This is a genomic window from Burkholderia humptydooensis (assembly GCF_001513745.1).
In the GTDB taxonomy this organism is placed as follows: Bacteria; Pseudomonadota; Gammaproteobacteria; order Burkholderiales; family Burkholderiaceae; genus Burkholderia; species Burkholderia humptydooensis.
The window spans coordinates 3641509-3654205 of record NZ_CP013380.1 but is presented as its reverse complement, the minus strand read 5'-3'; the positions used below and the strand labels follow the sequence as shown (position 1 = coordinate 3654205).

General features: G+C 68.4%; 10 protein-coding genes. 4 read left to right on the top strand and 6 right to left on the bottom strand.

Annotated features, from left to right (window positions below; translation table 11 throughout):
• Positions 1 to 166: 166 nt before the first annotated feature.
• On the bottom strand, positions 167 to 1102 hold the full coding sequence (rpoH, locus tag AQ610_RS16260) for an RNA polymerase sigma factor RpoH (protein ID WP_010676300.1): 936 nt from the start codon (positions 1100 to 1102) through the stop codon (positions 167 to 169).
• A gap of 364 nt (positions 1103 to 1466) precedes the next feature.
• Here rpoH and AQ610_RS16255 point away from each other — a divergent pair, with 364 nt between their 5' ends.
• Together AQ610_RS16255 and AQ610_RS16250 are read left to right on the top strand one after the other, a co-directional pair.
• Positions 1467 to 2036: an acyloxyacyl hydrolase gene (locus AQ610_RS16255; protein ID WP_010676301.1), complete on the top strand. Its 570-nt coding sequence runs from the start codon at positions 1467 to 1469 to the stop codon at positions 2034 to 2036.
• Between the two features lie 41 nt (positions 2037 to 2077).
• Entirely contained in the window at positions 2078 to 2464 is a 387-nt protein-coding gene (locus AQ610_RS16250) for a nuclear transport factor 2 family protein (protein WP_010676302.1), read from the top strand.
• 130 nt (positions 2465 to 2594) lie between these two features.
• Here the strand turns inward: AQ610_RS16250 and leuA are convergent, their stop codons facing one another.
• Positions 2595 to 4235, bottom strand: a complete 1641-nt coding sequence (leuA, locus tag AQ610_RS16245) for a 2-isopropylmalate synthase (RefSeq protein ID WP_006024472.1) — start codon at positions 4233 to 4235, stop codon at positions 2595 to 2597.
• Here leuA and AQ610_RS38170 point away from each other — a divergent pair.
• Positions 4129 to 4392, top strand: coding sequence for a hypothetical protein (locus AQ610_RS38170; RefSeq protein ID WP_010676303.1), 264 nt, complete (start codon positions 4129 to 4131; stop codon positions 4390 to 4392). The two genes, leuA and AQ610_RS38170, sit on opposite strands and share 107 nt — an antisense overlap.
• Before the next feature lie 491 nt (positions 4393 to 4883).
• Here AQ610_RS38170 and ybiB read toward each other — a convergent pair whose 3' ends face one another.
• Genes ybiB through nirB form a run of 4 tightly spaced genes read right to left on the bottom strand, consistent with a single transcriptional unit; the run spans position 4884 to position 11608 of the window.
• Complete coding sequence (gene ybiB / locus AQ610_RS16240; protein WP_010676304.1) at positions 4884 to 5864, bottom strand: DNA-binding protein YbiB; 981 nt, start codon at positions 5862 to 5864, stop codon at positions 4884 to 4886.
• Positions 5861 to 8716, bottom strand: coding sequence for a nitrate reductase (locus tag AQ610_RS16235; protein WP_006024474.1), 2856 nt, complete (start codon positions 8714 to 8716; stop codon positions 5861 to 5863). Before AQ610_RS16235 ends, ybiB begins: the two co-directional genes overlap by 4 nt.
• On the bottom strand, positions 8713 to 9108 hold the full coding sequence (locus tag AQ610_RS16230; protein WP_010676307.1) for a nitrite reductase (NAD(P)H) small subunit: 396 nt from the start codon (positions 9106 to 9108) through the stop codon (positions 8713 to 8715). Before AQ610_RS16230 ends, AQ610_RS16235 begins: the two co-directional genes overlap by 4 nt.
• Positions 9109 to 9163: 55 nt before the next feature.
• Positions 9164 to 11608, bottom strand: coding sequence for a nitrite reductase large subunit NirB (gene nirB / locus AQ610_RS16225; protein ID WP_043281987.1), 2445 nt, complete (start codon positions 11606 to 11608; stop codon positions 9164 to 9166).
• 385 nt (positions 11609 to 11993) lie between these two features.
• Here nirB and maiA point away from each other — a divergent pair, with 385 nt between their 5' ends.
• Complete coding sequence (gene maiA / locus AQ610_RS16220) at positions 11994 to 12638, top strand: maleylacetoacetate isomerase (RefSeq protein WP_010676309.1); 645 nt, start codon at positions 11994 to 11996, stop codon at positions 12636 to 12638.
• The last annotated feature ends 59 nt before the right edge of the window (positions 12639 to 12697 follow it).

The window sequence follows — 12697 nt, the reverse complement described above, 5'->3', positions numbered from 1 at the left end:
TGCTCAAGGCTTGCACGATTCGCGATGCGTCGGATGAAATTTTTCATAACGTTGATCAAGCATGCAAGCAGCGCGCACGGCTTCGCGGCGCACAAAAAAGCCCGCTGTCCTGCGACAGCGGGCTTTTTTGCTTCGGCGCGGCCCGGGCGGGCCGCACGTTCGGGCGTTAGGCGTACGCGGCGAGCGCCGTGCGCATCTTTTTCATCGCGCTCGCCTCGATCTGGCGGATGCGCTCCGCCGATACGCCGAACTCGGCCGCGAGATCGTGCAGCGTCGAGCCGCCCGAGCCGTCGTCGTCGACGTTCAGCCAGCGCGCCTCGATGATCCGGCGGCTGCGCGCGTCGAGCGATTCCAGCGCGCGCGCGATGCCGTCCGTCTGCAGCATGTCACGCTGCCGCGCGGCGAGCACGGCGGTCGGCTCGTTGTGCGAATCGGCGAGATAGGCGATCGGCGCGTACGATTCCTCGCCGTCGTCGATCTGGCCTTCGAGCGCGATGTCGCCGCCCGACAGGCGGGTTTCCATCTCGGCCACTTCCTCGCGCTTGACGTTCAGCTCCTGCGCTAGGCCGTCGATTTCCTCCGGCGTGAACGCCTGCGTGCCCTTCTTGTGGCTGCGCAGGTTGAAGAACAGCTTGCGCTGCGCCTTCGTCGTCGCCACCTTGACCATGCGCCAGTTGCGCAGGATGTACTCGTGAATCTCGGCCTTGATCCAATGGATCGCGTACGACACGAGGCGCACGTTCTGAGCGGGATCGAAACGCTTGACCGCCTTCATCAGGCCGATGTTGCCTTCCTGGATCAGGTCGCCGTGCGGCAGGCCGTAGCCGAGATAGTTGCGCGCGACCGACACGACGAGCCGCAGGTGCGACAGCACGAGCTGGCGCGCGGCGTCGAGATTGTTTTGCTCGCGGTATTCGGTCGCGTATTGGCGCTCTTCCTCTGCCGTCAGCAGCGGAACCCGGTTCACGGCCTGGATATAGGCGTCGATGTTGCCCAACTGGCCGGGCAGCATCGAATAGGATGCGAGCGCCAGCGAGCCTGCCGATGCGGCCTTAGCGGACGCCGGGCGCAGAGTGTTCGGAAGGGTCAATGCGTTGCTCACGTAGAAAACTCCTTTGGAATCAGGGACGAGCCCCTTTGCCGGGGCGATTCCTCGATGAATCTTAGCACTCCGTCTACTGGAGTGCTAATCCTTAGAAGGAACAGGGGCACCGGAGTTCCCATTTTGCTATCGATTTTTGGAGGCCGATAGCCATTGCTGGCGCCCCATTTTCCGCGATGGTTCCGTAAGTGTTTGTTTTACGGGCATTTCGGGTAAAGGTTCCTGATTCTTGTCAATCCGGAAGAAAACCATTTCGTCAGACGATGCCGATCGGAAAAGTCCTTTACCATAAGATGCTGTTCGCTCGAGCACGGCATGTCGATTGTGCCGAGGCTCTATTCAACCAGAGAAGTTGGAGTATGAGATGAACGATAAGAACGGCGGTCGGGTGGGGCGGGCCATTGCGCAGACCGCGCTGGTCTTGGCGCTCGTCGGCGCTTGCGGCTCTGCGTTTGCGCAGCGCTGGGGCCTGCAACTCGGCGGCGGCGTGGCCGATCACGACATGAAGAAGGGCGACATCGCCGTCGTCTGGGATCCGAACTGGACCTGGTGGGAAATCGGTGGCTGGCATTTCGCGTTCGTCGCCGAAGGGCACTTGTCGTACTGGCGCTATACGGGCGATCGCGCGATCAACGACAGCGTCTGGGAAGTCGGCGCGACGCCCGTGATCCGGTTCATCAAGAGCGCAGGCTACGTGCGGCCGTTCATCGAGGCGGGCGCAGGCGTGCGCTTCCTGTCGCATCCGACGATTTCGCGGAACTACTCGATGTCGACGTCGTTCCAGTTCGCCGACATGGTCGGCGTTGGCGCGCAATTCGGCAATCGTCAGCAGTATCAGGCGGGTCTTCGTTTCCAGCACGTATCGAACGCGGGTATCAAAGACCCGAATCCTGGTATAAATTTCAGCCAGCTCTACGTGCAATACAACTTCTGATCGGCGCGCCGGACGCGTGCATGCAGTCGAGGAGTATGGCGATGGTGGCGAAGGGGATCGATGCGATTCGCGCGCTCGAGCGCGACCGGTTTCGGGCGATGGTCGACGGCGACGGCGAGGCGCTCGACGCGCTGTTGTCCGACAAGGTTTGCTACGTGCACACCAACGGCAAGCGCGAGACCAAGCAGCAGTTCATCGATGCGATCACCGCGGGGCGCCGCCGCTACCGGCAGATCGAGATCCAGTCGCAGGAGGTGTTGCCCGTCGGCGACGCCACGTATGTCGTCGCGGGCCGCGCGCTGATCGAGATGGAGACGAACAACGGCGGCCTCGTGTTCCCGATCGCCTATACCGCCGTTCAGACGCAGGAGAGCGGCCACTGGCGCCTCCTCGCATGGCAGGCGACGCGTTGCGCGACTGACGGCTAGGTTACAGGGTGAAGCGGCCCAGAGCGTGAAGCACGCCTTTGCCCGTGATGGCCGCCTGCTTTTCCGGCCCCTCGTCGGGGCGCTTGGCCGCTGCTCGCGTGTCCTTTCGTCTGTCGTCGAATTCGCCGCGTCAGGCCGCGGCGCGCCGCTTGTCGCGGCTCCAGGCCGAGCGGTTGAGCGCGCTCACGAGCGCGTCCGTCGCGGCCGCGACCGGATCGGGATGCACGCCCGCGCCGTGGCGCAGCGCGGCGTCGCCGACCTTCGCGCCGACGAACACGACGGCGTCGCCGTTCGCGGTGCGCTCGACCTCGCACGACACGACGTCGATCGCGACGCCCGCCGCCGAGGCGAACGCGGCCGCGGCTTGCCGCGCCGCGCCCGGCGCGTCGTCGGCCTGCGCGAGCACGACCTCGCGATCATGCCAGCTCGCCGATGCGCCCGCGCGCGCGGCCGGGCCCATCGTCTGCAGATATTCGCGCGTGAAGAGCGCGCAAATGGCGTCGGCCGTCACTTCCTCGCCGGACGTGTCGGCGAGCGCCTGCACCGCGTGGCTGAATTCGATCTGCACGCGACGCGGCGGCGAGAAGCCCATCCCGCGCTCGAGCAGGTACGTCGCGCCACCCTTGCCGGACTGGCTGTTCACGCGGATCACCGCGTCGTAGCTGCGGCCGACGTCGGCGGGATCGATCGGCAGGTAGGGCACGTCCCAGACCGCGTCGGGGCGCTGCTGCGTGAGGCCCTTGCGGATCGCGTCCTGATGCGAGCCGGAGAACGCGGTGAACACGAGATCGCCCGCGTAAGGATGGCGCGGATGCACGGGAATCTGGTTGCAGCGCTCGACGACGCGGCGCACCGCGTCGATGTCGGAGAAATCGAGGCCCGGATCGATCCCCTGCGTGTACAGGTTCAGCGCGAGCGTGACGAGATCGACGTTGCCCGTGCGCTCGCCGTTGCCGAACAGGCACCCTTCGACGCGGTCCGCGCCCGCGAGCAGCGCGAGCTCGGCCGCCGCGACCGCGGTGCCGCGATCGTTGTGCGGATGCACGGACAGCACGATGCTGTCGCGATAGCCGAGGTTGCGGTCCATCCATTCGATCTGGTCGGCGAACACGTTCGGCGTCGCGGCCTCGACGGTGGCGGGCAGGTTCACGATCATCTTGTGATCGCGCGTCGGCCGCCACGTTTGCGCGACCGCGTCGCAGACCTCGCGCGCGAACGGCAGCTCGGTCATGCTGAACGTCTCGGGCGAATACTGGAACGTCCAGTGCGTGCCGGGGCGCGCCTGCGTGTGCGCCTTGATGATCCGCGCGCCGTCGACCGCGAGCGCCTTCACGTCGTCCTTCGACATCCCGAACACGATCCGCCGGAACGACGGGCAGATCGCGTTGTACAGGTGGACGATCGCGCGCGGCGCGCCTTCGAGCGCGTCGAACGTGCGCGCGATCAGGTCTTCGCGCGACTGCACGAGCACTTCGATCGTCACGTCGTCGGGAACGCGCTGCTCGACGATCAGCTTGCGCACGAAATCGAAGTCGGTTTGCGACGCCGACGGAAAACCGACTTCGATTTCCTTGAAGCCGATCGCGACGAGCATCTCGAAGAATTCGAGCTTTTGCCCGATCGTCATCGGCTCGATCAGCGACTGGTTGCCGTCGCGCAGATCGGTGCTCATCCAGATCGGCGCATGCTCGATCGTGCGGCTCGGCCATCGGCGTCCGTTGATGCGAACGGGTTCGAACGGTCGGTATTTGTCGGCGGGGTTGCGCTTCATCTTTGCCTCGGGCGGTCAAGTCGCGAGCGAAGACAGACGGCATGACGCGCCGGTGGGCGCCGCCTGCGCACGTGCATGCCCGATGGCACGACGACGCGGAATCTTCGCGGTTCGCCCGTCGGATCGACGAACGAAAGCTGACGACTACGGGTTGTAAAAAACTGCGAGAAAGAAACTGCGAGGAACTGCTAGGGGAGGGACCGCGCCGGGACGGCGCGGCGCCACGACAGCTTTACGCTAGTCGTAGCGATAGCGGCCGCGCTAGGCGGCCGGAGGTAATTCGGAGGGTGTTCTGGAAGGAACGCATGAGGGCAACTCTATGCGAAGTCGTCCGCGGCTGTCAATCGTCGGGACATTCGGTCGGGCATTCGGTCCGGGCATTCGGTCGGTGGCGCGGCGTTCGCCACCCGCCCGGCCCGCGTCAGCGGGCGCGACTGTCTTCGCGTCAGGCGTGTCGAACAGCGTGCTGATCAGCGCGCCGAAGCGCGCGGCGTCGGCTGAATGCTGAAGCCGCGCGGCGCGTGTCGGGCGAGCGATGCGGACGCTCGCGCACGCGTTCGCCGGCATTTGCCGCCACGCGCGAACCGCTCGCGCGAACCCGTCGCCCGCGCCGCCGCGCGTCTCGGCGACGCATCGAAAGGCACGCGCTCACGCGATCCGCGCGAGCCGCACGATCGTGTCGACCTGCATCGCGACCGCGTCCGGAATCGGAATTTCGCCGCGCATCACGGAATCGGTCCATGCGGCCGTCGTCGCGGCGTCGCGCGATGCGGGCAGCTCGACGGGCGGCGCGTCGGACGACGAGCGCGCCGGTTCGACGACCGTCTCGCAGAGCCCGTCGTGCAGCCAGTCGACCTGCACCTGACGGCGCGTGTCGGCCACCGCCTCGCCTTCGGTGCCGCGCGCGAGCAGCGCGCCGCCCGCCGCGGCCGCCGGATGATCGCGAAACAGCTCGACGAGGCTGTCGCGATACGGCGGATGCGTGTAGTTGACGAGCCGCAGCCCGGCGGGCTCGAACGGCTGCAGCAGCTTGACGATCGTGTGCGTCGAATTGCGCACGCCGAGCACGCGCCGCAACGCGATCAGCCGCGCGAGCTTCGGCGCGAGCACGTCGATCGGCGCGAACGCGACGCGGCGCTCGGCGAGCGTGTCCTCGATCTCGTCGTGCGTGCCGCCGGGCGCAATCGACAGCTCGGTGAAAATCTCCGCGCTCGTCACGCGGCCCGGGTCCTCCGCCACGCCGTGCACGAGCACCGGCACGCCTTCGCGCGCGAGCAGCAGCGCGAGGAGCGGCACGAGGTTCGGCTGCCTGCGCGCGCCGTTGTAGCTCGGGATCGACACGGTGCGGAACATCGCGTCCTGCACGTGCAGCGGCTCGAACGACGCGTGCGCGGCGGCGAGCATCGCCGCGAGCTCGGCGGCCGTCTCGCCTTTGAGCCGGTATGCGATCAGCACCGCGCCCAGCTCGATGTCGGACACGCGGGCGTCGAGCATCGCGCGGAACAGCGCGAACGCGTCGTCGTACGGCAGCGCGCGTGCGCCGTTGGGTCCGCGCCCGATTTCCTTGATCAAGCGGGCGCAGGAAAAGTGGTCGGGCTGCTGGCTGGCGTTGGCGTCGGATTCGGTCATCGAGGGGAAGGGGCCGCGGCCGTCGCGGTTTCGGCGATCAGGCGGCGCAGCTCGGGTATGCAGGAACCACACTGAGTACCGCATTTGAGCCGTTCTTGCAAGTTCGCGAGCCGCTCGCCGGGCGCCGCGGACGGCGCGTCGGCCGCCAGCACCGCGCCGATCTCGCGCTCGCCCACGCCGACGCAGTTGCAGATCGTGCGGCCGCGCGCAGGCGCTGCCTGCAGCGGCACGCGGCCGGCGAACAGCAGCAGGCGGCCGAGCGCGCCGACGCTCGCGCCGCTGTCGACGTACTCGCGCAGCACGGCCGCGCCGTCCTCGGTCGTGCCCGCCGCGCCGGCGACGGAGAACGCGACGAGCGCGCCGTCGACGATCCGCACGCGCCGGCCGGCGCCGCGCCGCGCGTCGCCGTAGCTCATCACGTCGGCCGCCTGCGCGGGCAATTCGAAAAGCGCTTCGATTTCGCGCTGCAGCCCGGCGGGCGCGGGCTCGTACGCGGCGACGCGCCATGCGAGGCCCGCGTACGCGTCGGTGCCGAACGGCACGCAGCTCGCATACGGAAAGCGCGCGAAGAACGCGCGCGCGGCCCGCTGGCGCGCGAGCAGCTCGCCAGCCGGCACGCGCGCGGCGATCAGCCAGCGCCACGGCAGATCGGCCTTCAGCAGCTTGATCGCCGCGTGCTTGAGTTCCGGCTGCTGCGAATACGGGTCGCGCGCCGGCGTCGTCAGCGCGTTGATGCCCATTGCCGCGCGGTTGCCCGCGACGCCCGACACGTATTCGTCGCCCCAGTGCATCGGCGCGAACGCCTGGCCGGGGACGACCGCGTCGTCGGCGCGCGCGGGCAGGAGCGCGCTGCCGCGCCGCGACGTCAGGTGGACGAAATCGTGCGGGCCGAGTTCGAGCCGCGCGCAGTCGCCGGGATTGAGCTCGACGCACGGCTGCGGCGCGTGGGCGAACAGCTTCGCAACCGAGCCCGTGCGGCTGCCGCCGTGCCACTGGTCGCGCAGGCGGCCTGTCGTCAGCGCGAAGCGGTAGCGCGCGTCGACGGCCTCGGCGACGGGGTGATACGGCGTCGGCACGAAGCGCGCGCGGCCGTCGCCGGTCGGAAAGCGCCCGTCGGCGTACAGGCGCGCGAGGCCCTGCACGGCGCCCGCCGGAAACGGCCATTGCTGCGGGCCGTCGCGCGCGAGGAGCGGCCATGACAGCCCGCCGATGTCGCAGTCGCGGCCGATCGTCGTCGCGCGGTGCTCGTTCCATATCGCTTCGGCGTCTTCGTACGGAAAGAGCGTCGGGCGGCCGGGCGCGAGCCGCGCTTCGAGCCGGCGGCCGACGTCCGCCGCGATCCGCCAGTCGGCGCGCGCGTCGCCGTACGGCTGCGTCGCCGCGCGCACGCGCGAGATCCGCCGCTCGGAGTTCGTCACCGTGCCTTCCTTCTCGCCCCACGTCGCCGCGGGCAGCAGCACGTCCGCGTATGGCGCGGTGCCCGTGTGCGCATACGCGTCCTGCAGCACGACGAATTCCGCGCGCTCGAGCCCCGCGCGCGCGAGCGCCTGGCCCGGAATCGAATGCGCGGGGTTCGTGCAGACGATCCAGATCGCTTTCAGCGCGCCTTCGGCGAGCTGCTCGAACATCTCGACCGCGGTCAAGCCCGGCTTCGCAGGCAGATCGGGCACGCCCCAGAGGCCGGCGATCTCGGCGCGATCGGCCGGGTTCGCGAGATCGCGGTGCGCGGACGCGAGCGTCGCCATGCCGCCCACCTCGCGGCCGCCCATCGCGTTCGGCTGGCCCGTCAGCGAGAACGGCCCCGCGCCGGGCTTGCCGATCTGGCCTGTCGCGAGATGCAGGTTGACGAGCGCGACGTTCTTCGTCGTGCCGCTCGCCGACTGATTGAGCCCCTGGCAATACAGCGACAGCGACGGCCCCGCGCCGAACCAGCGCGCGGCCTGCACGATGTCGTCCGCGCGCAGCCCGCACACCTGCGCGGCCGCGGCGGGCGTCGCGTCGCGCACCGCATCGCGCAGCGCGTCGAAGCCCTGCGTGTGCGCGGCGATGAATGCGGAATCGAGCGCGCCGTCCCAGATCAGCACGTGCAGCATCGCGTTGAACAGCATCGTGTCGGTGCCGGGCTGCAGCGCGAGATGCAGCGTCGCGTCGCTCGCCGAATCGGTGCGGCGCGGATCGGCGACGATCACCTTCATCTGCGGATTGCGCGCGCGCGCCGCCTCCAGCCGCCGGTAAAGGATCGGATGCGCGTAAGCGGGGTTCGCGCCCGCGATCAGCACGGTGCCCGCGTGATCGAGGTCTTCGTAGCTGCACGGCGGCGCGTCGGCGCCGAGCGTCCTCTTGTAGCCGACGACGGCCGAGCTCATGCAGAGCCGCGAGTTCGAATCGATGTTGTTCGTGCCGACGAGCCCCTTCGCGAGCTTGTTGAAGACGTAGTAGTCCTCGGTCAGCAGTTGGCCGGAGATGTAGAAGCCGACCGCGTCGGGCCCGTGCTGCTCGACGATGCGCGCGAGGCGCCGCGCGACGTGATCGAGCGCGTCGTCCCACGGCACGCGCGTGCGTGCCGCGTCGCGCGATGCGCGCAGCTCCGGATGCGTCGCGCGCGTCTGCGCGTAGCGCTCGGGCGTGGCCGTCAGATGCAGCGTGCTGCCTTTCGAGCACAGGCGCCCGAAGTTCGCCGGGTGGTCGGAATCGCCGCGCACGCCGACGATCGTGTCGCGGCCGTTCGCGTCGCACCGGGTTTCGATCACGACGCCGCAGCCGACGCCGCAATAGCAGCACGTCGAACGCGTTTCGCGCACGGCGCCGGGCGTGTGTTGCGCGATGGGCTGCGCGGGCGTGTCGACCGTCATGTGGCGGCGCCCGGCGATGCGAGCGGCGCCGGCTGCGACGCATCGTCGACGCCGAGCGTCGCGAGCTCGGTGCGCGCGAGCAGCACCGCGCCGCCGTCGCGCTTCACGCTGAAGACGGTCGTGCAGCCTTCGTCGGGCGGCAGCGCGCAGCCGCTCGCGAACGCGACATTGAAGCCGTGCAGCGGACACGTGACCTGCTCGCCGTGGACGATCCCCTGCGACAGCGGGCCGCCCTTGTGCGGGCAGCGATCGAGGAGCGCGAACACCGCGTCGCTCGCGGTGCGAAAGAGGGCGATCGGCGCGCCGGCGGCCCGCGTGAGAACGCGTGCGCCGAGCGGCGGGATGTCGTCCAGTTGGCAGACGGCGATCCATTCGGGTTGCGTGGCGGACATGATTCGAATTCCTGGTTGATTGACGGGGCTCGTGGGCGGCGCGATGCGCGGCGCATCACGCATCGGCGGGGGCCACCGCGATCGGGATGAACTGGCGCAGATCGACCTGCGCGTCCTGCGTGTCGTGCCACGGGTCCGGCTCGTCCTTCAGCGCGAACTGCAGCCGCTCCCACAGCGCGCGGCGGTTCCCGGCGTCGTCGAGCACGCGCGCCTTCACGTGGTCGAGGCCGACGCGCTCGAGGTAGTGCACGGTGCGCTCGAGATACCAGCCTTCCTCGCGATACAGTTGCAGGAACGCGCCCGCGTATTCGAGCACTTCTTCGTGCGTCTTCACCTTGCAGAAGAACTGCGCGACCTCGGTCTTGATTCCGCCGTTGCCGCCGACGTAGATCTCCCAGCCCGAATCGACGCCGATCACGCCGACGTCCTTGATCCCCGATTCCGCGCAGTTGCGCGGGCAGCCGGACACCGCGAGCTTCACCTTGTGCGGCGCGTACATCCGCCACAGCGCGCGCTCGAGCTGCTGGCCCATCAGCGTCGAATCCTGCGTGCCGAAGCGGCACCATTCGGAGCCGACGCAGGTCTTCACAGTGCGCAGCGCCTTCGCATACGCGTGGCCGCTCGGCATGCCGAGGTCGCGCCACACGCCGGGCAGATCCTCCTTCTTCACGCCGAGCAGATCGATGCGCTGGCCGCCCGTCACCTTGACGGTCGGGATCGCGTATTTGTCGACGACGTCGGCGATGCGGCGCAGCTCGCCGGCGCTCGTCACGCCGCCCCACATCCGCGGCACGACCGAATACGTGCCGTCCTTCTGGATGTTCGCGTGCGCGCGCTCGTTGATGAAGCGCGACTGCGGATCGTCCTTCGCGTCGTGCGGCCACGTGCTGATGCAGTAGTAGTTGAGCGCCGGGCGGCAGCTCGAGCAGCCGTTCGGCGTGCGCCATTCGAGAAAGCGCATCGCGTCCGGCACCGACAGCAGCTTGTGCTCGCGGATCGCCGTGCGTACTTCGGCATGCGTATGATCGGTGCAGCCGCATACGGACTTCGCCTTCGGCGACGCCGAGTAGTCGCCGCCCAGCGTCGACATCAGGATCTGCTCGACGAGGCCCGTGCACGAGCCGCACGACGCGGACGCCTTCGTGTGCTTGCGCACGTCGTCGAGCGTGAAGATGCCTTTCTCCTTGATCGCCGTGACGATCGTGCCCTTGCACACGCCGTTGCAGCCGCACACCTCGGCGTCGTCGGCCATCGCCATCGCGCGCGTCTCGCCGCTGTGGCCGGTGTCGCCGAGACCCGTCTCGCCGAACATCAGCGTGTCGCGGATGTCGGCGATGTTGCGGCCCTCGCGCAGCAGCTTGAAGTACCACGCGCCGTCCGCCGTGTCGCCGTACAGGCAGGCGCCGACGATCTTGTCGTCCTTGATCACGAGCTTCTTGTAGACGCCCGCGATCGGATCGGACAGCGTGATGTCCTCCGTGTCGCCGCCGCCGAGGAAGTCGCCCGCGGAGAACAGATCGATGCCCGTGACCTTGAGTTTCGTCGACGTCACCGAGCCCGTGTAGCGGCCGATGCCGAATTGCGCGAGATGGTTCGCCGCGACCTTCGCCTGCTCGAAGAGCGGCGCGACGAGGCCGTACGCGATGCCGCGATGGCTCACGCATTCGCCGACCGCGTAGATGCGCGGATCGTAGGTCTGCATCGTGTCGCTCACGACGATCCCGCGGTTGCAATAGAGGCCCGCGCTTTCGGCGAGCGCCGTGTTCGGGCGAATGCCGACCGCCATCACGACGAGATCGGCCTTGCATTCCTCGCCATCCTTGAAGCGCACCGCGCGCACGCGGCCGCTGTCGTCGCCGACGAGCGCCTGCGTTTCCTTCGGCATCAGAAATGTCAGGCCGCGCGCCTCCAGCGACGCGCGCAGCAGGCCGCCCGCCTTCGCGTCGAGCTGGCGCTCGAGCAGCGTCGGCGCGAGGTGCACGACCGTCACGCTCATCCCGCGCAGCTTCAGGCCGTTCGCCGCCTCGAGGCCGAGCAGGCCGCCGCCGATCACGACCGCGTGCGTGTGCCGCGCGGCGGCGTCGATCATCGCCTGCGTGTCCGCGATGTCGCGATAGCCGAGCACGCCGTCGAGATCCGCGCCCGGAATCGGCAGCATGAACGGAGTCGAGCCGGTCGCGAGCAGCAGCCGGTCGTACGCGGCCTCGGTGCCGTCCTCGGCGATCACGATGCGCTTCACGCGATCGATCTTCACGATCTGCTTGCCGACGTGGAGCGTGATGCCGTGCGATTCGTACCACGCGTAATCGTTGAGGACGATCTGCTCGAGCGTCTGCTCGCCCGCGAGCACGGGAGACAGCAGGATCCGGTTGTAGTTCGGATGCGGTTCGGCGCCGAATACCGTCACGTCGTACAAATCGGGCGCGAGCTTGAGCAACTCTTCGAGCGTGCGCACTCCGGCCATGCCGTTGCCGACCATCACCAGCTTCATCTTCCGCATCGGGGATCTCCTGACCGGGCCGCTTGTCGTGGGGGCCCATGTTCGATGGACGGAAAACAGCAATTGCCATGCCACTTTTTATTTGGCCGCTATTTAGAAGGCGGCCGGCCGATCGCGCGGCAATCGTGCGCGCGCGCGTGGTGCGCCGGCACACGGCCGATGCGCCATTTCGCACGCGAAGCGTGCATTGCCGCAGTTGCGCACCAGCAAAGTGCCGCCGGATCGGCCGCGCGAACCGGCGCGCCGCGTTACACTTGCGGCCGTTGCCGCGGCGTTCGGCGTGACGAAGCGCTCGAACGCCCGCCCGGCGGCTTCGCGGCGCGCGCCGCCCGTCGCGCCCGAGCGCCGGCGAGAAGATCGACGATCGAGACATGGAGGGACATTGATGAAGCTATATAGCTATTTCCGCAGTTCGGCGGCGTTTCGCGTGCGCATCGCGCTGCATCTGAAGAAACTGCCGTTCGATTACGTGCCCGTGCATCTGCTGCGCGACGGCGGCCAGCAACTGACGGACGACTATCGCGCGCTCAACCCCGACGCGCTCGTGCCGACGCTCATCGACGGCGATTCGCCGCTGCAGCAGTCGCTCGCGATCGTCGAATACCTCGACGAAGCGTATCCGGACGTGCCGCTGTTGCCGAAGGCGCCCGTCGACCGCGCTTACGTGCGCGCGATCGCGCTGCAGGTCGCCTGCGAGATTCATCCGCTGAACAACCTGCGCGTGCTGAAGTATCTGAAGCACACGTTGCAGGTTGACGACTACGCGAAGGACGCGTGGTATCGCCACTGGATCGAGGACGGCTTCAAGTCGCTCGAAGCGCGTCTGTCGAGCGATCCGCGCGCGGGCAAGCTGTGCTTCGGCGATGCGCCGACGCTCGCCGATCTGTGCGTCGTGCCGCAGGTGTTCAACGCGCAGCGCTTCTCGATCGGCCTCGAGCGGTTTCCGACGATTCAGCGCATCCACGATCATGCGATGACGCTCGACGCGTTCAAGGCGGCCGCGCCCGCCGCGCAGCCGGACGCCGAGTGAGCGCGGCATCGGCGGCGCGCCGATGAAAAACGGGCGCCTTGCCGAACCGCGCCGCCAGA